The 17,081-nt window shown below is 67.4% G+C and carries 17 protein-coding genes and 1 other RNA gene; 10 read left to right on the top strand and 8 right to left on the bottom strand.

Translation table 11 applies throughout. From position 1 onward, the window contains the following. Nucleotides 1-32 precede the first annotated feature (32 nt). The 4 genes from hflC to ACOYJQ_RS05205 all read right to left on the bottom strand — a co-directional run bounded on the left by hflC (nt 33) and on the right by ACOYJQ_RS05205 (nt 3,717). Nucleotides 33-1,019 carry a protease modulator HflC gene (gene hflC / locus ACOYJQ_RS05220; RefSeq protein WP_433456927.1) on the bottom strand — a complete coding sequence of 329 codons (987 nt, stop codon included), beginning with the start codon at nt 1,017-1,019 and terminating at the stop codon, nt 33-35. Continuing rightward, nucleotides 1,016-2,173, bottom strand: coding sequence for an FtsH protease activity modulator HflK (gene hflK, locus ACOYJQ_RS05215; RefSeq protein ID WP_433456926.1), 1,158 nt, complete (start codon nt 2,171-2,173; stop codon nt 1,016-1,018). Before hflK ends, hflC begins: the two co-directional genes overlap by 4 nt. A gap of 167 nt (nt 2,174-2,340) precedes the next feature. Beyond that, nucleotides 2,341-2,916 carry a dihydrofolate reductase gene (locus ACOYJQ_RS05210; protein WP_433456925.1) on the bottom strand — a complete coding sequence of 192 codons (576 nt, stop codon included), beginning with the start codon at nt 2,914-2,916 and terminating at the stop codon, nt 2,341-2,343. A gap of 6 nt (nt 2,917-2,922) precedes the next feature. Further along, on the bottom strand, nt 2,923-3,717 hold the full coding sequence (locus ACOYJQ_RS05205) for a thymidylate synthase (RefSeq protein ID WP_433456924.1): 795 nt from the start codon (nt 3,715-3,717) through the stop codon (nt 2,923-2,925). 161 nt (nt 3,718-3,878) lie between these two features. Here ACOYJQ_RS05205 and ssrA point away from each other — a divergent pair. The 5 genes from ssrA (at nt 3,879) to ACOYJQ_RS05180 (ending at nt 7,202) form a co-directional block, all read left to right on the top strand. Next, nucleotides 3,879-4,243, top strand: a transfer-messenger RNA (tmRNA) gene (gene ssrA / locus ACOYJQ_RS05200). 135 nt (nt 4,244-4,378) lie between these two features. After that, nucleotides 4,379-5,056, top strand: a complete 678-nt coding sequence (locus ACOYJQ_RS05195; RefSeq protein ID WP_433456923.1) for an SspB family protein — start codon at nt 4,379-4,381, stop codon at nt 5,054-5,056. 279 nt (nt 5,057-5,335) lie between these two features. Next, nucleotides 5,336-6,727 carry a class II fumarate hydratase gene (gene fumC / locus ACOYJQ_RS05190; protein ID WP_433456922.1) on the top strand — a complete coding sequence of 464 codons (1,392 nt, stop codon included), beginning with the start codon at nt 5,336-5,338 and terminating at the stop codon, nt 6,725-6,727. 11 nt (nt 6,728-6,738) lie between these two features. Beyond that, nucleotides 6,739-6,948, top strand: a complete 210-nt coding sequence (locus ACOYJQ_RS05185) for a DUF4169 family protein (protein ID WP_433456920.1) — start codon at nt 6,739-6,741, stop codon at nt 6,946-6,948. After that, a complete protein-coding gene (locus ACOYJQ_RS05180; protein WP_433456919.1) occupies nt 6,945-7,202 on the top strand; it encodes a ribbon-helix-helix domain-containing protein in 258 nt (85 codons plus the stop codon). Before ACOYJQ_RS05185 ends, ACOYJQ_RS05180 begins: the two co-directional genes overlap by 4 nt. A 197-nt stretch (nt 7,203-7,399) precedes the next feature. Here ACOYJQ_RS05180 and ACOYJQ_RS05175 read toward each other — a convergent pair whose 3' ends face one another. The 3 genes from ACOYJQ_RS05175 to ilvA form a co-directional block, all read right to left on the bottom strand. Then, on the bottom strand, nt 7,400-8,653 hold the full coding sequence (locus tag ACOYJQ_RS05175) for a D-amino acid dehydrogenase (protein ID WP_433456918.1): 1,254 nt from the start codon (nt 8,651-8,653) through the stop codon (nt 7,400-7,402). Between the two features lie 40 nt (nt 8,654-8,693). Further along, nucleotides 8,694-9,854: an alanine racemase gene (gene alr, locus ACOYJQ_RS05170; protein WP_433456917.1), complete on the bottom strand. Its 1,161-nt coding sequence runs from the start codon at nt 9,852-9,854 to the stop codon at nt 8,694-8,696. Between the two features lie 118 nt (nt 9,855-9,972). Next, nucleotides 9,973-11,499, bottom strand: coding sequence for a threonine ammonia-lyase, biosynthetic (gene ilvA / locus ACOYJQ_RS05165; RefSeq protein ID WP_433456916.1), 1,527 nt, complete (start codon nt 11,497-11,499; stop codon nt 9,973-9,975). Nucleotides 11,500-11,707: 208 nt separating this feature from the next. On the opposite strand from ilvA, the gene ACOYJQ_RS05160 reads away from it, so the two are divergent. The 3 genes from ACOYJQ_RS05160 to ACOYJQ_RS05150 all read left to right on the top strand — a co-directional run bounded on the left by ACOYJQ_RS05160 (nt 11,708) and on the right by ACOYJQ_RS05150 (nt 13,787). Next, the gene (locus tag ACOYJQ_RS05160) at nt 11,708-12,061 is read left to right on the top strand and encodes a hypothetical protein (protein ID WP_433456915.1); all 354 of its coding nucleotides are present in this window, start codon (nt 11,708-11,710) and stop codon (nt 12,059-12,061) included. 105 nt (nt 12,062-12,166) lie between these two features. After that, entirely contained in the window at nt 12,167-12,724 is a 558-nt protein-coding gene (locus tag ACOYJQ_RS05155) for a LemA family protein (RefSeq protein WP_433456914.1), read from the top strand. A 16-nt stretch (nt 12,725-12,740) separates the two neighbouring features. Beyond that, nucleotides 12,741-13,787 carry a M48 family metallopeptidase gene (locus ACOYJQ_RS05150; RefSeq protein ID WP_433456913.1) on the top strand — a complete coding sequence of 349 codons (1,047 nt, stop codon included), beginning with the start codon at nt 12,741-12,743 and terminating at the stop codon, nt 13,785-13,787. A 19-nt stretch (nt 13,788-13,806) separates the two neighbouring features. On the opposite strand, the gene ACOYJQ_RS05145 is transcribed toward ACOYJQ_RS05150, so the two are convergent. Continuing rightward, nucleotides 13,807-14,598, bottom strand: coding sequence for a helix-turn-helix domain-containing protein (locus tag ACOYJQ_RS05145; protein ID WP_433456911.1), 792 nt, complete (start codon nt 14,596-14,598; stop codon nt 13,807-13,809). Between the two features lie 259 nt (nt 14,599-14,857). Between ACOYJQ_RS05145 and ACOYJQ_RS05140 the strand changes: the two genes are divergently transcribed. Next, on the top strand, nt 14,858-16,411 hold the full coding sequence (locus ACOYJQ_RS05140; RefSeq protein WP_433456910.1) for a sensor histidine kinase: 1,554 nt from the start codon (nt 14,858-14,860) through the stop codon (nt 16,409-16,411). Then, on the top strand, nt 16,404-17,054 hold the full coding sequence (gene fixJ / locus ACOYJQ_RS05135; protein ID WP_433456909.1) for a response regulator FixJ: 651 nt from the start codon (nt 16,404-16,406) through the stop codon (nt 17,052-17,054). Before ACOYJQ_RS05140 ends, fixJ begins: the two co-directional genes overlap by 8 nt. The last annotated feature ends 27 nt before the right edge of the window (nt 17,055-17,081 follow it).

The following is a 17,081-nucleotide window of genomic DNA, read 5'->3' as shown; positions in this document are numbered from 1 at the left end:
GCGAGCCTTCGCAGGAAGGCCCGCCGCCTCGGTCACTGGCCGGAAGCGTCTCCAGGCGACGCATCGGCGGGCGACGCATCGGCGGGCTCTTCCCGCGCGGCGGCGGCGGCGGGCGCCGCCGAGGGGGCGACCGAAGGCGCGGCCTGCGCGGTTTCGCCCGGCCCCGCCAGATAGCGGAAGAACGGCGAATCGGGCGACAGCACCCAGCGCGTGCCGTTGCCGGCGAGGCTCGCGCCATAGGCTTGCAGCGAGCGGAAGAAGGCGAAGAATTCCGGGTCGCGGCCATAGGCTTCGGCCAGGATGCTGTTCACCTGTGCGTCGCCCTCGCCGCGCGTCTGCTGCGCCTGCTGGTTGGCGTCGGCCCGAATCACCGTCACGTCGCGGTCGGCGCGCGCGCGGATGGTCTGGGCGAGTTGCGAGCCCTGCGCGCGGATGTCGGCGGCCTCGCGCTGGCGTTCCGTCTGCATGCGCTGGAACACGGCCTCGCTGTTCTGCTGCGGCAGGTCGGCGCGGCGCAGGCGCACGTCGATCACGGTGATGCCGAGGCCCTGGGCCTGCCGGTTCACCTCGTCGCGGATTTCGCCCATCAGCCCGGCGCGGTTGCTGCGCACGATGTCCGTGAACGAGGCTTCCGCCACCACCGAGCGCACGGTGGAGTTGATGATGTTGGCAAGCCGCAGGTTGGCGCCGGCGATGTTGTTCACCGCCTGATAGAAGCGCACGGCGTCCGTCACCTTGTAGCGGGTGAAGGCGTCGACGACGAGGCGCTTCTGGTCGGCGGCGATGACCTCCTGCTCCGGCAGGTCGAGGTCGAGCACGCGCTTGTCGATGTCGACGACGGCCTCGATCAGCGGCAGCTTGAAATAGAGCCCCGGCTCCGTGGCGACGGAGCGCACGCCGCCGAAGCGCAGCACCAGCGCCTGCTCCGTCTGGTGCACGATGAAGGTGGCGCTGTAGAGCACGAACGCCACCACGGCGAGGATGACCGCGCCGGCAACTTTCAAGGTCTGGGCGTTCATCGGCCGGCTCCCTGCTGAATGCTCGTTCCGGGCTGGTTGCGCGGGGCGCCGCCGGCTTGCGGCTGCAACGGAGCGGGCGCCTGCAACGAACCCAGCGGCAGCAGCGGCAATGCGCCCTGCCCGACGCCGTGATCGAGAATAACCTTGTCGGAGGCGCCGAGCACCTTTTCGATGGTCTCGATGAACATGCGTTCGCGCGTCACGGCGGGCGCGGTCTTGTAGGTTTCGTAAACCTGCGTGAAGCGCGCCGCCGCGCCGCGTGCGTCGGCGACGACGCCCTCGCGGTAGCCTTCGGCCGCCTGCACGATCCGGGCCGCCTCACCGCGCGCCTCGGGCACCACGCGGCTGGCGTAGGTCTCCGCCTCGTTGCGCACGCGGTCCTGATCCTGCCGCGCGGCCTGCACGTCGCGGAAGGCGTCGATGACCTGCTGCGGCGGGTCGACCTTCTGCAACTGCACCTGGCGGATTTCCACGCCCGCGCCGTATTCGTCGAGCTGCACCTGCATGAGGCGGCGCACCTCGGCCTCGATCGGCCCGCGGTCGGTGGTGAGCACGGCCTGGATGTTGCGCCGGCCCACTTCCTCGCGCATGGCGCTTTCGGCCACCGCCTTGATCGAGGCGTCGGGGTTCTTCAGGTTGAAGACGTAATGCTCGGGGTTGGTCGGGCTGACCTGCCACTGCACGGTGAAGTTGATGTCGACGATGTTCTCGTCGCCGGTCAGCATCAGGCTTTCCTCGGGCACCTCGCGCTGCGAGATGCGCTGCGTCGTGTCGCCGGTGCGCTGGCCCACCTCGATCGTGTTCACGGTGGTCACGCGCGGCTTGATGACGGAGCCGACGGGATAGGGAAAGTTGTAGCGCAGGCCCTCGCCCGTCTTGCCGACATACTTGCCGAAGATCAGGTTGAGGCCGACCTCGTCGGGGCGCACCGTGTAGAAGCCGGTGGCGAGCCAGAGCAGAACGGCGCCGAGCGCGATGGCCGCGATGCCGCGCGCACCGCCGCTGCCGCCGGGAATGAAGCCCTTGAGCTTGTCCTGGCCGCGTCTCAGGATATCCTCGAGATCGGGCGGCTGCCCGCCCCCCTGCGGGCCGTTGCCCCAAGGCCCCTGTGGTTTCTGGCCCCAAGGACCGCCGCTCTGGTTACTCCAAGGCATAAGTCAGCCATTCCCTTCTGATGTCTCGCCCCTGATGACAGGCTTCCGGGCGGGACATTCGCACCTGTATGCCAACAACGTGACGTCCGCCGCGCGAACCCTGCAACCCGATGTCCGCAACTTGGGAGACGCAGGCGGCGGCGTCAAGTTCCGACGCCGGCATTTCCTCAATCCCTATCCGTTTGCCGGATATAGTCAACAAACGCGAATGCGTGATCGTCCCTTTCTCCGGCGGCGTGCGCTTCCCGCCGCACCTCGCGGAAGACAGGCGGAATCGCGGGAAAACGGGCGTCGCCCTGCGGCGCGGCGTCGACCCACGTGAGATACAGGCGGTCGGCGAGCGCCAGCGCCTGCGCGAAAACATCGCCGCCGCCGGCGATCACGATCTCATCAGCGCCGTCGCGCGCCGCGATGGCGTCCGCGAGCGCCAGCGCCCGGGCGAGATCGGGCGCATGCGCGACCTCGCCGTCGTCGGGCGAGACGGACGGCGGCGAGCGACTCAGCACCACGAGCGGCCGGCCGGGCAAGCGGCCCTTCGCCGGCGCGCCGTTCGCGGCGGGGCGCGCCGGCGGCAATGATTCGAAGGTCTTGCGGCCCATGACGACGGGCTTGCCCATGGTCAGCGCCCGGAAGCGTCTCAGATCGCTGGCGAGCCGCCACGGCAACGTGTTGCGCACGCCGATGACGCCGTTCGACGCCACGGCGGCGACGATGACGAGCGGAAGACGCCGCGCCGTTTCCATCGCCGTTCAGACCGCAACCGGCGCGCGAATGGCGGGATGAGGGTCGTAGCCCTCGACCGCGATATCGCCGGCATCGAAATCGAACACCGACGCGACGCCCTCGCGCAGCGCGAGGCGCGGCAGCGGGCGCGGATCGCGCGCGAGCTGGGTGCGCGCCTGTTCGACATGGTTGAGATAAAGATGCACGTCGCCGAACGTCATGACGAATGCGCCGGCCTTCAGGCCGACGACATGGGCGACCATCTCCGTCAGCAAGGCATAGCTTGCGATGTTGAACGGCACGCCGAGAAACACGTCCGCCGAACGCTGGTAAAGCTGGCACGACAGCTTGCCGTCCGTGACATAGAACTGGAAAAGGCAATGGCACGGCGCGAGCGCCATCTTCGGGATGTCGACCGGGTTCCAGGCGCTCACCACCAGCCGGCGCGAATCGGGATTGCGGCGGATTTCGTCGACGACCCAGGCGATCTGATCCACGGTCTCGCCGCCGGCGCCGGCGAAGGCGCGCCATTGCTTGCCGTAGACCGGCCCGAGATCGCCGTGCTCATCCGCCCATTCGTCCCAGATGGTGACGCCGTGCTCATGCAGATACGCGACATTGGTGTCGCCGCGCAGAAACCACAGCAGCTCACGCACGACGGATTTCAGATGGACGCGCTTCGTCGTCAGCAGCGGGAAGCCGCGCGCGAGATCGAAACGCAACTGCTCGCCGAACAGCGACAGCGTGCCGGTGCCGGTGCGGTCGTCCTTGCGGCTTCCCTCGCGCAGGATGCGGTCGACGAGATCGAGATAGGCGCGCATGATCGCAATCCTCGCAAAACGGAAAAGCGCCGGCGCGGGCACATATGACCGGCGTCCGAATGCCGCGCACGCTATCATACCGGCTTGTCCGCGAAACAGCGGAGAACGAAAAAAACGGAGGATATCCGCGCACGGCGAATAACGCGGCGATAATTTTTCTGCCTCTTCCATCCGGGGCCGACACGCCTTATATTCACTTTGCCGTCGCAAGACGGCTATGACGATAAACGGTCATCGCAATAAGCCATTCGGACCCGGGGGCGGTACCCGGCGCCTCCACCAAAGGCCAGCAATATCATATGGTTGCTGGTTTTTGGCGGGGGCGAAATAGGATCGACGAGGGTGTAAAAGGTGTGCTTTCGTCCGGCATGATTCCGCCGTTATCGGGTCAAATCAATAGTTGCCAACGACAACTATGCTCCGGTTGCTGCCGCCGCGTAATGCGGTGTTGGTGATCGATTAAAAGTCCCTGCGGTTAGCCCCGTAGGGCGGGGTTCGGAGGCACCTGGCAACAGAAGCCTCCACTTTCCTGATCGACGGCGGGAGCAGACAAACCGCTGCGGCCTGTGGCGTCAGGACTTGCGCAGACCCCTGCAAGTCTGGCATCTAGGGTGCCCGGAGATGCGGTTTCTGCATCGGCATATTTCAGGCATCTGCTCCCATGACCCAGGACTACATCCGCTACGACCTTCACGTTCAGGATGCTCTGCGCGGCGTTGTCCGCAAGGTGCTTGCCGATGTGGCGCGGGACGGGCTGCCCGGCGACCATCATTTCTACATCACGTTTCTGACGCGCCATCCCGGCGTCAAGCTGTCGAGTCGCGTGCGCGCCCGGTATCCCGAAGAGATGACCATCGTGCTCCAGCACCAGTTCTGGGATCTGACCGTGTCGGAAACGACCTTCGAGGTCGGGTTGTCGTTCGGGAGCATCCCGGAAAAGCTCGTCGTGCCGTTCGAGGCGATGACCGGTTTCTTCGATCGGTCGGTCGATTTCGGCCTGCGCTTCGAGACGGAGCTCGATACGTCCGACGACGACGAGAACAACGAAGCGGAAACCGATGCCGATGCCGCAGCCCCGGAGCCCGCGGCGTTTCCGCGTCGCATCTTCGAGATCGCGCCGGCCCGCGCGGGCGAAGGCGACGAGGCGCAGGGCGACCGCGCTCGGGACGAGAGCGCGCAGGACGCGCCCGTTTCTCTCGCGCAGCAGGAGGCCGGCGAAGCGCAGCCCGCGGAAGCGGAAGCGGGTGAGCCCGGCCGGAACGACGCGCCTGAGGGCGAAGGCGAGCAGGCCGGCGCGCAGGTGGTGCGGCTTGACGCTTTCCGCAAGAAGAACACCTGACAAGAAGAACACCTGATCCGCATCCGCCCGGCCGCCGGCGGCATGACAAAATCGCCGATTCGTCACCTTATCCCGCGCGATCGCCCCGCTCCCCCCTTTGCGCGTTGCTTCGGGTGCGGCTATACCCCTTCCCCAATGGATTGCGGCCTGCCATGCTGCGGCCGCCCCAGGCGAGAGAACGCAGCGCCGCCGGCCGGCGGCGCCTTGCGCGTGTGGCTTTGAGCGAACGCTTGCGCCAAATGTTTGCCGCGAAGCGTATCGCCCTTCGAGGAGCGCCCGATGACGCAGACCCGTACCGAAACCGATTCTTTTGGCCCGATCGAGGTTCAGGCCGATCGCTACTGGGGCGCGCAGTCCCAGCGCTCGCTCCAGAATTTCCGCATCGGCACCGAGAAAATGCCGCTGCCGCTCGTCCATGCCCTCGCGTTGGTGAAGCGCTCCGCCGCCCTCGTCAACAAGGATCTCGGCGCGCTCGACGGCAAGGTGGCGGACGCCGTCGCGACTGCCGCGCAGGAGGTGATCGAGGGCAAGTTCGACGACCATTTCCCGCTGGCGGTGTGGCAGACGGGCTCCGGCACGCAGTCGAACATGAACGCCAACGAGGTGATCGCCAACCGCGCCAACGAGCTGCTCGGCGCGCCGCTCGGCTCCAAGACGCCGGTTCACCCCAACGACCACGTCAACAGGGGCCAGTCGTCCAACGATACGTTCCCGACCGCCATCCACATCGCCGCCGTGCTCGATGTCACCAACCGGCTGCTGCCGGCGCTGGAGCACCTGCACAAGGCGCTCGTCGCCAAGTCGCAGGAGTTCGCGGATATCGTCAAGATCGGCCGCACCCACCTGCAGGACGCGACGCCGGTGACGCTGGGCCAGGAGTTTTCCGGCTACGCGGCGCAGATCGAGACCGGCATCCGGCATGTGAAGCAGGGCCTCGAATCGCTTTATCCGCTGGCGCAAGGCGGCACGGCGGTGGGCACGGGCCTCAACGCCCATCCGCAGTTCGCGGAGCGCTTCGCCGCCAAGGTCGCCGAGATCACCGGCCAGCCTTTTGTGACGGCGCCGAACAAGTTCGAGGCGCTGGCGAGCAACGACGCCATCGTTTTCGCGCACGGCGCGCTGGTGAGCATCGCCACCGCCCTGTTCAAGATCGCCAACGACATCCGCCTGCTCGGCTCCGGGCCGCGCTCGGGGCTTGGCGAGCTGTCGCTGCCGGAGAACGAGCCCGGCTCGTCCATCATGCCCGGCAAGGTCAACCCTACCCAGTCGGAAGCCGTGACCATGCTCGCCGCGCAGGTGATCGGCAACGGCACGACGATTTCGATCGCCGGCAGCCAGGGGCATCTTGAACTCAACGTGTTCAAGCCGGTCATCGCCCATGTGTTCCTGCAATCGGTGCGTCTGCTCGCCGATGGCGCCGTGAGCTTCACCGACAATTGCGTCGTCGGCATCGCGCCCAACCGTGAACGCATCACCGAGCTGCTGGAGCGCTCGCTCATGCTGGTGACGGCGCTCGCGCCGAAGATCGGTTACGACGCCGCCGCCGACATCGCCAAGGCGGCCCACAAGCACGGCACCACGCTGCGCGAGGAAGCGCTGAAGTCCGGCAAGGTCACGGCGGAAGAATTCGACGCCGTCGTCCGCCCGCAGGACATGCTGGCCCCGCACTGACGAAAAGCCCGATGGCCGAAATCGTCAACCTGCGCCGCGCCCGCAAGGCGCGTGCGCGATCCGAAAAAGAAGCGCAGGCGGCGGAGAACCGCCTGCGCTTCGGCGCGACGAAAGCCGAGCGCACCGCCTCGGCCGCCGCCCGCGAGAAAGATGAACGCCATCTCGATGCCCATCGCCTCCCGGAAGAGAACGGCGGCGATACGGATGGCGGCAAGGTGTGAGCAAGGCGGGCGCAACCGGCTCCGTCGTCAAGCGCTCGGTCATGATCGCCGGCCATCGCACCAGCGTGTCGCTGGAAGAGCCGTTCTGGCAGGCGCTGCGCGACATCGCGGACGGCCGCGGCATGCCGGTGGCGACGCTGATCGCGGAAATCGACACGGCGCGCAGCGACAGCAACCTGTCATCCGCGATCCGCGTTTTCGTGCTGGAGCAGTTCCGCCCGTCTTCGAAGCGCGGGGATAGCCCCGGCTCCTGATCCGGCGCGTTTTCGCACGCCTTGGGGCAGTTTGCGTTCAAGCCGATCCATCGGATTGAACGCAAGTTGGGGCGAAATTCGGAACGTGCGGTGCCTTAGAGCATTTCTGCGTTTCGTTGAAACGCAGAAATGCTCTATCTTATTGACTTGACGCGTTTTCTTCACGCAAAGCGGTATCCGCTTTGCTTGAAAACGCTTTAGCCGTAGCGGGCGAGCGACAGGTCCGACGCATCGATGTCCGGCTTCGCGCCGGTCACGATATCCGCCAGCAGTTTTCCCGAGCCGCAGGCCATCGTCCAGCCCAGCGTGCCATGCCCGGTATTGGTGTAGAGATTGGTGAAGCGCGTGCCGCCGATGATCGGCGTGCTGTCCGGCGTCATCGGACGCAGGCCGGACCAGAGCTGCGCCGGCGCCGGATCGCCGCCACGGGGAAAGAGATCGTGCAGCACCAGCGCCAGCGTGCCCTTGCGGTCGGGATGCAGCGCAATCCGGTAGCCTGATACCTCCGCCATGCCGCCGACGCGGATGCGGTCGCCCAGGCGGGTGATCGCGACCTTGTAGGTGTCGTCCAGCACGGTGGAGACCGGCGCATCGTCCGGCTCCGCGACATCGACGGTAATCGAATATCCCTTCACCGGATAGACCGGCACGCGCAAGCCCAGCGGCTTCAGCAGATGCGGGGAAAAACTGCCGAGCGCGACCACCACGGCATCCGCCGGCTCAAGCCCCTGCGCCGTGCGCACGCCCGTGGCTCTGTCGCCTTCCGTGTCGATCCCGAGCACCTCCACGCCATGGCGGAAGATCGCGCCGGCTTCCTGTGCGAGCGCGGCCAGCGCGTTCGTGAATTTGAAGCAATCGCCGGTCTCGTCATGAGGCAGGCGCAGGCCGCCGACGATCTTGTGGCGGGTATGCGCGAGCGCCGGCTCCGCCGCCACGCAGCCATCCGCCGACAGCAGCTCGAACGGAACGCCGTACTGGCGCAGCACCTCGACGTCGCCCTCCACGGCGTCGAGCTGTTTCTGCGTGCGGAACAGTTGCAGCGTGCCCTGCGTGCGTTCGTCATAGGTGATGCCGGTCTCGGCCCGCAGCGCATCGAGACAGTCGCGGCTGTATTCGGCGACGCGCACCATGCGGGCCTTGTTGACGGCGTAGCGCGCGGCGGTGCAATTGCCCAGCATCCGCACGAGCCAGGCGAGCATGTCGGCTTCAGCCCTCGGCCGCAGGATCAGGGGCGAATGCTCCATGAACAACCACTGGAGCGCCTTCAGCGGAGTTTCCGGCGTGGCCCATGGCGACGCGTAGCCGGGCGACACCTGCCCGGCGTTGGCGAAGCTCGTTTCGAGCGCCGGTCCCGGCTGCCGGTCGAGCACGGTGACTTCACAGCCGGCCTTGGCCAGATACCACGCGGAGGTCACGCCGATGACGCCGGCGCCCAGAACGATGACTTTCATTGGATACGACTTCCCCGATGCGATGAAAGGCGGGCGCGAATCAGGACGGCAGGGCCGCGCCGCGATAGATGCGCCTGTAGCGATGACCGAGCGATGTCAGGATCTCGTAGCCGATGGTGCCGGCCGCCGTCGCCACATCGTCGACGCCCTGGCGATCCCCGATCAGCTCGACGCGCGTATCCGTTCCGACAAGCCCTTCGGGCAGCGCTGAAATATCGACGCAAACGCTGTCCATCGACACCCGGCCGAGAATCGGCAGACGGTGGCCGTCGAGCCACGCCGCGCCGCGCCCGCTCAGGCTGCGCAGCCAGCCGTCGGCGTATCCCACGGCAAGCGTGGCGACGCGCGCGGGCGTGGGCGCCTCGAACGTATAGCCGTAACCGACATGGGCGCCTTGCGGGATGGCGCGCGTCTGGATCACCCGCGCGGACAGGCGCACGACCGCCTGCATCGGGTTGCCGCTTCCCGGCTGCGGGTTGATGCCGTAGAGCGCGGCACCCGGACGCGCCATGTCGAAATGATAGTCCCGCCCGAGGAAGATGCCGGACGAGTTGGCGAGACAGCGGCCCGCCCGTGCGAAAGCGGGATGGGCGGCAAGCGCCGCATGGCCGGCCCGGAAAGCGGCGAGCTGCTCCGCGTTCGCCGGGTGCGCCGGCTCGTCGGCACAGGCGAGATGGCTCATGAGGAAGCGGATATCCAGCCCCGCGAAGGCCAGCCCGTCCCGCGCCAGCGCCTCGACATCGCGCGGCGCGAGGCCCAGCCGCGACATGCCGGTGTCGATCTGCACGACGGCGGGCAGCACGCGCCCGAGCCGGCCGGCCTCCGCGCGCCACGCCGCCAGTTGATCGGCGGAATTGAGCACCGGCACGACGCCGGACAGCGCGCATTCGCGCACGGCGTCGCCGGCAAGTCCGTTCAGCACGTAGAGCGTGCTGTCAGCCGGCAGCAGTGGGCGCAGCGTCAGCGCCTCATCGAGATGGGCGACGAAAAAATCACGGCAGCCTTCCGCGTGCAGCACCGGCGCGACATACGCCGCGCCGAGCCCGTAGGCGTCCGCCTTCACCACGCCCGCGCAGCGCGCGCCTGCCAGACGCGCCTGCAACAGCCGATAATTGGCGCGAATGGCTGAAAGATCGACGTCGAGCACCCCTGCCGAGGCAGATGCCGAGGATCGATCGTTCAAATGCTCAGAGGAAGTCATCGTCCATGCCGCCCGGAAGAGAATCTTTCAAGGGCCGGACGCTTGCGCACCCTTGCCCCGCCGCCCGAGAAGGCGCGGGCATTGTGGCGAATGTCGGGACGGGATGCAAACTTCCGCTTCAGCTTCCGTCGAGGAACAGCCGGTAGGCCGGGTTGTCGGTTTCCTCCCAGAAGGGATAGCCGAGTTCGTCCAGAAAGCCCTCGAAAGCCGGCCGGTCGCCCCGCTCCACCTGAATGCCCGCGAGCACGCGGCCGAAATCGGTGCCGTGGTTGCGATAGTGGAACATGGAGATGTTCCAGTCCGAGCGCAGCACTTCCAGGAAACGCAGCAACGCGCCGGGCCGCTCGGGAAACTCGAAGCGGTAGACAAGTTCGTTGTCGACGGAAGCCGCCCGCCCGCCCACCATGTGCCGCACATGCAGCTTGGCGAGTTCGTTGTCGGTGAGGTCGATGGCGGGATAGTCGTGCTCCCGCAGCAGAGCGAGGATCTGCTCCCTCTCCCGCTCGCCCTCGCGCAATTGCACGCCGACGAAGATGTGCGCGTCGGAGCCGGCCGCGAAACGGTAGTTGAATTCGGTGATCTGCCGGTCGCCCAGCAGGCGGATGAAGCGGCGGTAGCTGCCTGGCGCCTCCGGGATGGTGACGGCGAAAAGCGCCTCGGAGCGCTCGCCGATCTGCGCGCGTTCCGCCACATGCTGAAGGCGGTCGAAATTGAGATTCGCGCCGGAATTGATGGCGATGAGCGGGCCGTTGCCCGCCTCGGGCAGGGTGCGGTAGCGCTTGAGGCCCGCGAGCGCGAGCGCGCCGGCCGGCTCCGCGATGGCGCGGGTGTCGTCGAAGATGTCCTTGATCGCCGCGCAGATCTCGTCGCCGGAAACGGTGATGACGCCGTCGAGCAACTCGCGGCAGATGCGGAAGGTTTCCGCGCCCGCCTGCGCCACGGCCACGCCGTCCGCGAACAGGCCGACATGCGGCAGCACCACGCGCTCGCCCGCCGCGATCGCCGCCTTCATGCTGGCGGCGTCGTCCGGCTCGACGCCGATCACCTTCACGGCCGGCCGCAGGAACTTGATGTAGAGCGCGATGCCCGACGCGAGCCCGCCGCCGCCGATGGGCACGAAAACAGCCTCCAGCGGCCCCGGATGCTGGCGCAGCAACTCGACCGCGACGGTGCCCTGCCCGGCGATCACGTCCGGGTCGTCGTAAGGATGGACGAAGACGAGGCCCTGCTCGCGTTCGAGTTCGGCCGCGTGGCGGCGCGCGTCGTCGAAGGCGTCGCCGAACAGCACCACTTCGCCGCCGAGGTTGCGCACGGCCGCGACCTTGATGCCGGGCGTCGTGCGCGGCATGACGATGACCGAGCGAATGCCGAGTTTCTGGGTGGCGAGCGCCACGCCCTGCGCATGGTTGCCCGCCGACGCGCAGATGACGCCGCGCGCGCGCTCCTCCGCCGAGAGCTGCGCAACCTTGTTGTAGGCCCCGCGCAGCTTGAAGGAATAGACGGGCTGCAAGTCCTCCCGCTTCAGGAAAACCTGCGCACCGACGCGCTGCGACAGCCGCTTCATGGTGTCGAGCGGCGATTCGATCGCGACATCGTAGACCGAGGATGTCAATATGCGCCGGATGTAATTCTGCGTCTCTGGCATTGCTTGTCTGCGCCTGTCATGATGACGGCGTACCTGTTACGAGGATGCGCCCTGACGATTCCCTGCCGGCCACGCCGGCACCACGGCAAACCCATAGCGCACCTTCGCACGGGACGGAACACCGGCTTTGCCGGATCAGTATCGCGTTGCGAACATACATATGCCGATCGGCTCGCGGGCGCCGCGTCCCGAAAGGTCAGGAGACCGAATGCCCGATAACGACGACACGCCGGAAACCGTGCCCTTCGACGACATGATCGACATCGAGGAAGTGCTGCGGGCGCTCGACCGCGATCTGGAGCGGCGCATGTCGATCGCCCGGCGGCTCGAACCGATCCTGCGCGATGTCATCCGGCATTATGGCGTGCCGGCGGACAACTGGCATTCGTTCGGCGTCGTCTTTCGCTTCGACGGTGAGGAGAGCGGCGCCGCCGGTCTCGAAATCGGCGGCATGGCGCTGCGCGCTTCGGGCACGCGCGAGCGCCAGCCCGGCGCGGGCGAGACGACCCATGTCGAAACGCACCGGTCCGCGCACGGCGGCGATGGCGACGACGATTTCTGACGCGGTATTTTCACGTTCGCGCAAGCCATGCGTGCGATACTGCCGCATCGGCGGTGCGGCGTGCGAAAAGATGAAACGGTTCAGGCGCTTCGGGGAGTTGCAATCATGGAATGGATCATCGTCGGCGTCATCGTGGCGCTGCTTCTTTACGCGGTGTTCGTCTACAACGGGCTGGTGGCGCTCCGGCAGCGCGTCAACCAGGCGTTCGGCGACATCGACGTGCAGTTGAAGCAGCGCCACGACCTCATTCCCAATCTCGTGGAGACGGTGAAGGGCTATGCCGCCCATGAGCGCGATACGCTCGATTCGGTCACGCAGGCGCGCCAGCTCGCGCTGGGCGCGCACGATCCCGCCGCGCAGGCGGGCGCGGAACAGGCGCTGTCGGGCGCGCTGGGGCGCCTCATCGCGGTGGCGGAATCCTATCCCGATCTCAAGGCCAGCAGCAATTTCCAGCAGTTGCAGCGCGATCTCGCCGATATCGAGAACAGGCTCGCCGCCGCGAGGCGCTTCTTCAACAACACCGTCAGCGAGTATAACGCGGCCATCGAATCGTTTCCCGCGGCCCTCTTCGCCACCAAACTGGGCTTCTCGCACCGCGCGTTCTTCGATGTCGGCGAAGGTGCGCGCCAGCAGCTCGACGCGCCCCCGGCCGTGAAGTTCTGAGCCGGAAACGCCGCCCATGGCCGCGTTCGGGCTATACAGCCACATCCGCGCCAACCGCGTCCGCTCGGTCTTTCTGATCGGCGGGCTGTTTCTGCTCGTTTACGTGCTGGTGTTCGCCGGCGCGCTGGCGGGCGAGGCGCTGGCCGAGGATGCGCCGTTCGATGTCCTCGTGCGGCGCGCGCTGGCGGATCTGCCGTCGGCGATACCGGCGGCCACGCTGGCGGCGCTGGCGTGGATCGCCATCGCCTATTTCTTCCACCAGAAGATGCTCGGCGCCATTACCCACGCGCACGACGTGACGCGCGCCGATGCGCCGGAGCTTTATGCGCTGCTCGAAAACCTGTGCATTTCCCGCGGCCTGCGCACGCCACGCCTCGCCGTCATGGACACGGACGCGCTGAACGCCTACGCCTCCGGCCTCAGCGAAAGCCAGTACGCCGTCACCGTCACCCGCGGGCTGCTGGAGACGCTGGACCGCGACGAGATCGAAGCCGTGCTGGCCCATGAACTCACGCACATCCGCAACAGGGACGTGCAGTTGATGGTGACGGCCATGATCATCGCCGGGGCGATTTCGTTCTTCGGCGAGATGATCTTCCGCTGGCTGCGGTTCGCGCCCATGCGCCGCTCGCGCGCCTCTTCCGGCGACGACAGGAAGGGCGGCGGCGCGGCCATCGCCATCGTGGTGGCCATCGCCCTTGCCGTGCTGGCGTGGGCGCTCTCCGTCCTCATCCGCTTCTCGCTGTCGCGCTCGCGGGAATATCTCGCCGATGCCGGCGCCGTCGAGTTGACGAAGAACCCCGACGCCATGATCTCCGCCCTGCTCAAGATTTCCGGGCGCAGCGACCTTGCCGCCGCGCCCTCGGCGGTGATGGAGATGTGCATCGACAACCCGCGCGCCGGCTTCAGCAGCCTGTTCGCCACCCATCCGCCCGTCGCGGACAGGATCGATGCGCTGGTGCGCCATGCGGGCGGGCGGCTGCCCGCGAGCGCGACCGGCGCGCCGCAGCCCCCGGCGGGGGAAAACGACGCCCCCACGCACAGAAGGGGGCCGTGGGGCTGACGCCGGCCGCCGTGTAAGGTCAGCCGTTCATTTCCCGCAGCGCGGCGCGGTTGCTCAGCCGCACCGTGCGGGCAGACTCCAGCGCGATGACGCCCATCGCCTCAAGCTGCGTGAAGGTGCGGGAAACGGTCTCGATCGTCAGGCCGAGATAGTCGGCGATGTCCTGCCGCGACATCGGCAGGTCGAACAGCACGTTCGCGGTTTCCAGCACGTTCCTGCCCGCGATCCGGCTCGCGAGCGCCAGCAGGAAGCAGCCCACCCGCTCCTGCGCGCTGCGCCGGCCGAGCAGCAGGATGTGCTGCTGCGACCGCAGCAGCTCGCGCGCGGTCATCTCCCACAGCGCGCACGAGAGATCGCCGCCCGCCTCGATCTGCGCATGGACGGTGCGCATGCGCACCGCCCTGAGCGTCGCGCGGCAAACCGCCTCGGCACAATACTGGTGCCGGCGGCCGACTTCCAGACCGACGATGTCGCCGGCCATGTAGAAGCCGTCGATCTGCCGGCGGCCGTCGTTCAGGATCTTGCAGGTGCGGATGACGCCGCTCTCGATCCGGTAGAGATTGTCGACCTGCCCGTCTTCCGCATAGAGTTCGCCGTTTCGCGGCACCACGACGGGCGTTCCGATCTCGGCGAACAGATGAACGATGCGGGCGTCGAGCGACCAGTCGGCGATCTGGTCCGCGGAAGGCAGCCATTGCCCGCGCACGGCGACGCCGCCGGTGCCGACCGAAGGCGTCCGCACGGGAACATTGGCGGTGGTGACAGTCTGAGGCGTTTGCAGGATGCTGGACATGTCGTCTCCCTTCGTCATGTCCTCGTTGTATTCCTGCCGCCGTCGGCGCGAAATTCGGTCGACTGCGTAAGGGGAATCCCTTAGTAGCAGATTCAGGGCCCTTTTCCGGGCCGCCTCCGGGCAAGACGGCGGGCGTCCGGCCGCCGCCGGCATGAGAGACGCCGTATGACGTGAGCAGAGAACGGCGATGACGGAAACCGAGCCCCGTCGCGATCCGGGAAGCGCCCGGAACGGCGACTTCGGAAATGACATTAGCGCATCGGGCAACCCGCACGCATTGCGGGAACGCAATCGCGCGCAGGAAGGCGTTTCCGCCTGCCCGTTTTCGGCCGGACGCAAGCGGGCGCTGCGGCAGGCGGACCGCCCGCCGGGAGGCGTAGGGCCCGCGGATTACCTGCACGGCCTGTTTGCCGTCGCCTTCGTCGGGGTGCTCGGCCTGATCTTCGGGCTCGGGGAGACGCCCGCCCTGCTGCTGTCGATGCTTGCGATCGCCGTCCTGTTCGGATGCGAGCGCGGCTTTCGCCCCGGCCTTGCGGCGACCGCCGCGGCGTTGGCCACCGCCGGCGCGCTGACCGATCATGCGCCGGACGAGGTGCAGGCCGATGTGGCCGCTGCCATCGCCTTTTCCCTTCTCGGCCTCGGCATGGCCTATGCGGGCGAGCGCCTGCGCGACCGCACTTCGGCCGGGCTCGTCGCCGCGGCGCGGGATCTGCGCGTGAGGGAGGCGCATCTGCGCTCGATTCTCGATACGGTGCCCGACGCCATGGTCGTCATCGACCGCTCGGGGCATATCCGCTCGTTCTCCCGCGCGGCGGAGCGGCTTTTCGGCTTCACCGCCGGGGAGACGCTGGGCCGGAACGTCTCCATCCTGATGCCCTCGCCCTACCGGGAAGATCACGACAGCTACATGGAGCGCTATCTGCAAACGGGCGAGAAGCGCATCATCGGCATCGGACGGGTGGTCATGGGGCAGCGCAAGGACGGCTCCACCTTCCCGATGCAGCTCGCCGTCGGCGAGACCACGGGGCCGGGCGAAATCTTCTTCACCGGCTTCATCCGCGATCTCACGGAGCGGCAGCTCACGGAAGCCCGCCTTCAGGATCTTCAGGCGGAACTCGTGCATATCTCGCGCCTCACCGCGATGGGCGAAATGGCCTCCACGCTGGCGCACGAGCTGAACCAGCCGCTCACCGCCATCGCCAATTATCTGCGCGGCGTGCGCCGCCTGCTCGCGGACGAGGACGCACCCCGCACCGCGCGCATGCGCGACGCGCTCGAAAAGGCGTCCGACCAGGCCCTTCGGGCGGGGCAGATCATCCGCCGCCTGCGCGAATTCGTGGCGCGCGGCGAGAGCGAACGGCGCGTGGAGAATCTCACCAAGGTCATCGAGGAAGCGAGCGCGCTGGCGCTCGTGGGCGCGCGCGAATACGGGGCGCGCGTCACCTACGATCTCGATCCGCAGGCCGCCTGGGTGCTGGCCGACAAGGTGCAGATCCAGCAGGTGCTCGTCAACCTGCTGCGCAATGCGCTGGAGGCCGTGCAGGATTCGGAAACGCGGGAAATCCGCGTCACCACGACGCCCGCCGGAGACGGCATGGTCGAGGTGAGCGTCATCGATACCGGCCCCGGCCTCGCGCCCGATGTGGCGCGGCGGCTGTTCCAGCCGTTCGTCACGACGAAACGCAACGGCATGGGCGTGGGGCTGTCGATCTCCCGCACCATCGTCGAGGCGCACGGCGGCCAGATCGGCGCCGAGGCCGCCCCCGGCGGCGGCACCATCTTTCGCTTCACCCTTCGTTCGGTCCAAGAGGAGGCACAGGAGCATGCGTAGCGGCACCGTCCACGTCATCGACGACGATGAATCAGTGCGCGATTCGCTGGCGTTCCTGCTGGAAGGCATGAACCTGACCGTGCTCACCTACGCTTCGGCGGCGGCGTTTCTGGAACAGCGGCCGTGGGGGCTCGGCGGCTGCATCGTCTCCGACGTCCGCATGCCGGGAATCAGCGGCATCGATCTGTTGCGCATCCTGCGGGAAAAGGGCATCGACCTGCCGGTGATCGTCATCACCGGCAATGCGGATGTTCCGCTCGCGGTCGACGCCATGAAGATCGGCGCCAGCGACTTCCTGGAAAAGCCGTTCGACGACGAGGTCTTGCTGGCGGCGATTCGCACCGCGCTCGAAGGGCCGAAGGCGTCGCCCGGAACGGCCGCCGAAACCATCGAGATCACCGAGCGGCTGCAAACCCTGACGGCCCGCGAGCGCGAGGTGCTGGACGGGCTGGTGAGGGGAATGACCAACAAGCACATCGCCGTATCGCTGGGAATCAGTCCGCGCACCGTCGAGGTGCATCGCGCCCACGTGATGACAAAGATGAACGCCGCGAGCCTCTCGCATCTCGTCCGCATGGCGATGGTCAGCGGCCATGCGCCGGAGAGCGCGCGCAGCCTCGCCGGCCAAGCCGGCAATCCTTGACGGCCGCCCCCTGACGGCGGCCGCCCC

The organism is Pseudochelatococcus sp., from assembly GCF_050946405.1.
Lineage (GTDB): Bacteria > Pseudomonadota > Alphaproteobacteria > Rhizobiales > Beijerinckiaceae > Pseudochelatococcus.
This window is presented reverse-complemented; position numbering and strand designations above follow the sequence as displayed.

Coding starts and splice junctions, on each gene's coding strand:
- ACOYJQ_RS05160 (WP_433456915.1), top strand. CDS start 11,708: ATGCCCGATAACGACGACACGCCGGAAACCGTGCCCTTCGACGACATG.
- ACOYJQ_RS05145 (WP_433456911.1), bottom strand. CDS start 14,598: ATGACGAAGGGAGACGACATGTCCAGCATCCTGCAAACGCCTCAGACT.
- fumC (WP_433456922.1), top strand. CDS start 5,336: ATGACGCAGACCCGTACCGAAACCGATTCTTTTGGCCCGATCGAGGTT.
- ACOYJQ_RS05155 (WP_433456914.1), top strand. CDS start 12,167: ATGGAATGGATCATCGTCGGCGTCATCGTGGCGCTGCTTCTTTACGCG.
- ACOYJQ_RS05175 (WP_433456918.1), bottom strand. CDS start 8,653: ATGAAAGTCATCGTTCTGGGCGCCGGCGTCATCGGCGTGACCTCCGCG.
- ACOYJQ_RS05150 (WP_433456913.1), top strand. CDS start 12,741: ATGGCCGCGTTCGGGCTATACAGCCACATCCGCGCCAACCGCGTCCGC.
- ACOYJQ_RS05210 (WP_433456925.1), bottom strand. CDS start 2,916: ATGGAAACGGCGCGGCGTCTTCCGCTCGTCATCGTCGCCGCCGTGGCG.
- hflK (WP_433456926.1), bottom strand. CDS start 2,173: ATGCCTTGGAGTAACCAGAGCGGCGGTCCTTGGGGCCAGAAACCACAG.
- alr (WP_433456917.1), bottom strand. CDS start 9,854: ATGACTTCCTCTGAGCATTTGAACGATCGATCCTCGGCATCTGCCTCG.
- ACOYJQ_RS05195 (WP_433456923.1), top strand. CDS start 4,379: ATGACCCAGGACTACATCCGCTACGACCTTCACGTTCAGGATGCTCTG.
- fixJ (WP_433456909.1), top strand. CDS start 16,404: ATGCGTAGCGGCACCGTCCACGTCATCGACGACGATGAATCAGTGCGC.
- ACOYJQ_RS05185 (WP_433456920.1), top strand. CDS start 6,739: ATGGCCGAAATCGTCAACCTGCGCCGCGCCCGCAAGGCGCGTGCGCGA.
- ACOYJQ_RS05205 (WP_433456924.1), bottom strand. CDS start 3,717: ATGCGCGCCTATCTCGATCTCGTCGACCGCATCCTGCGCGAGGGAAGC.
- ilvA (WP_433456916.1), bottom strand. CDS start 11,499: ATGCCAGAGACGCAGAATTACATCCGGCGCATATTGACATCCTCGGTC.
- hflC (WP_433456927.1), bottom strand. CDS start 1,019: ATGAACGCCCAGACCTTGAAAGTTGCCGGCGCGGTCATCCTCGCCGTG.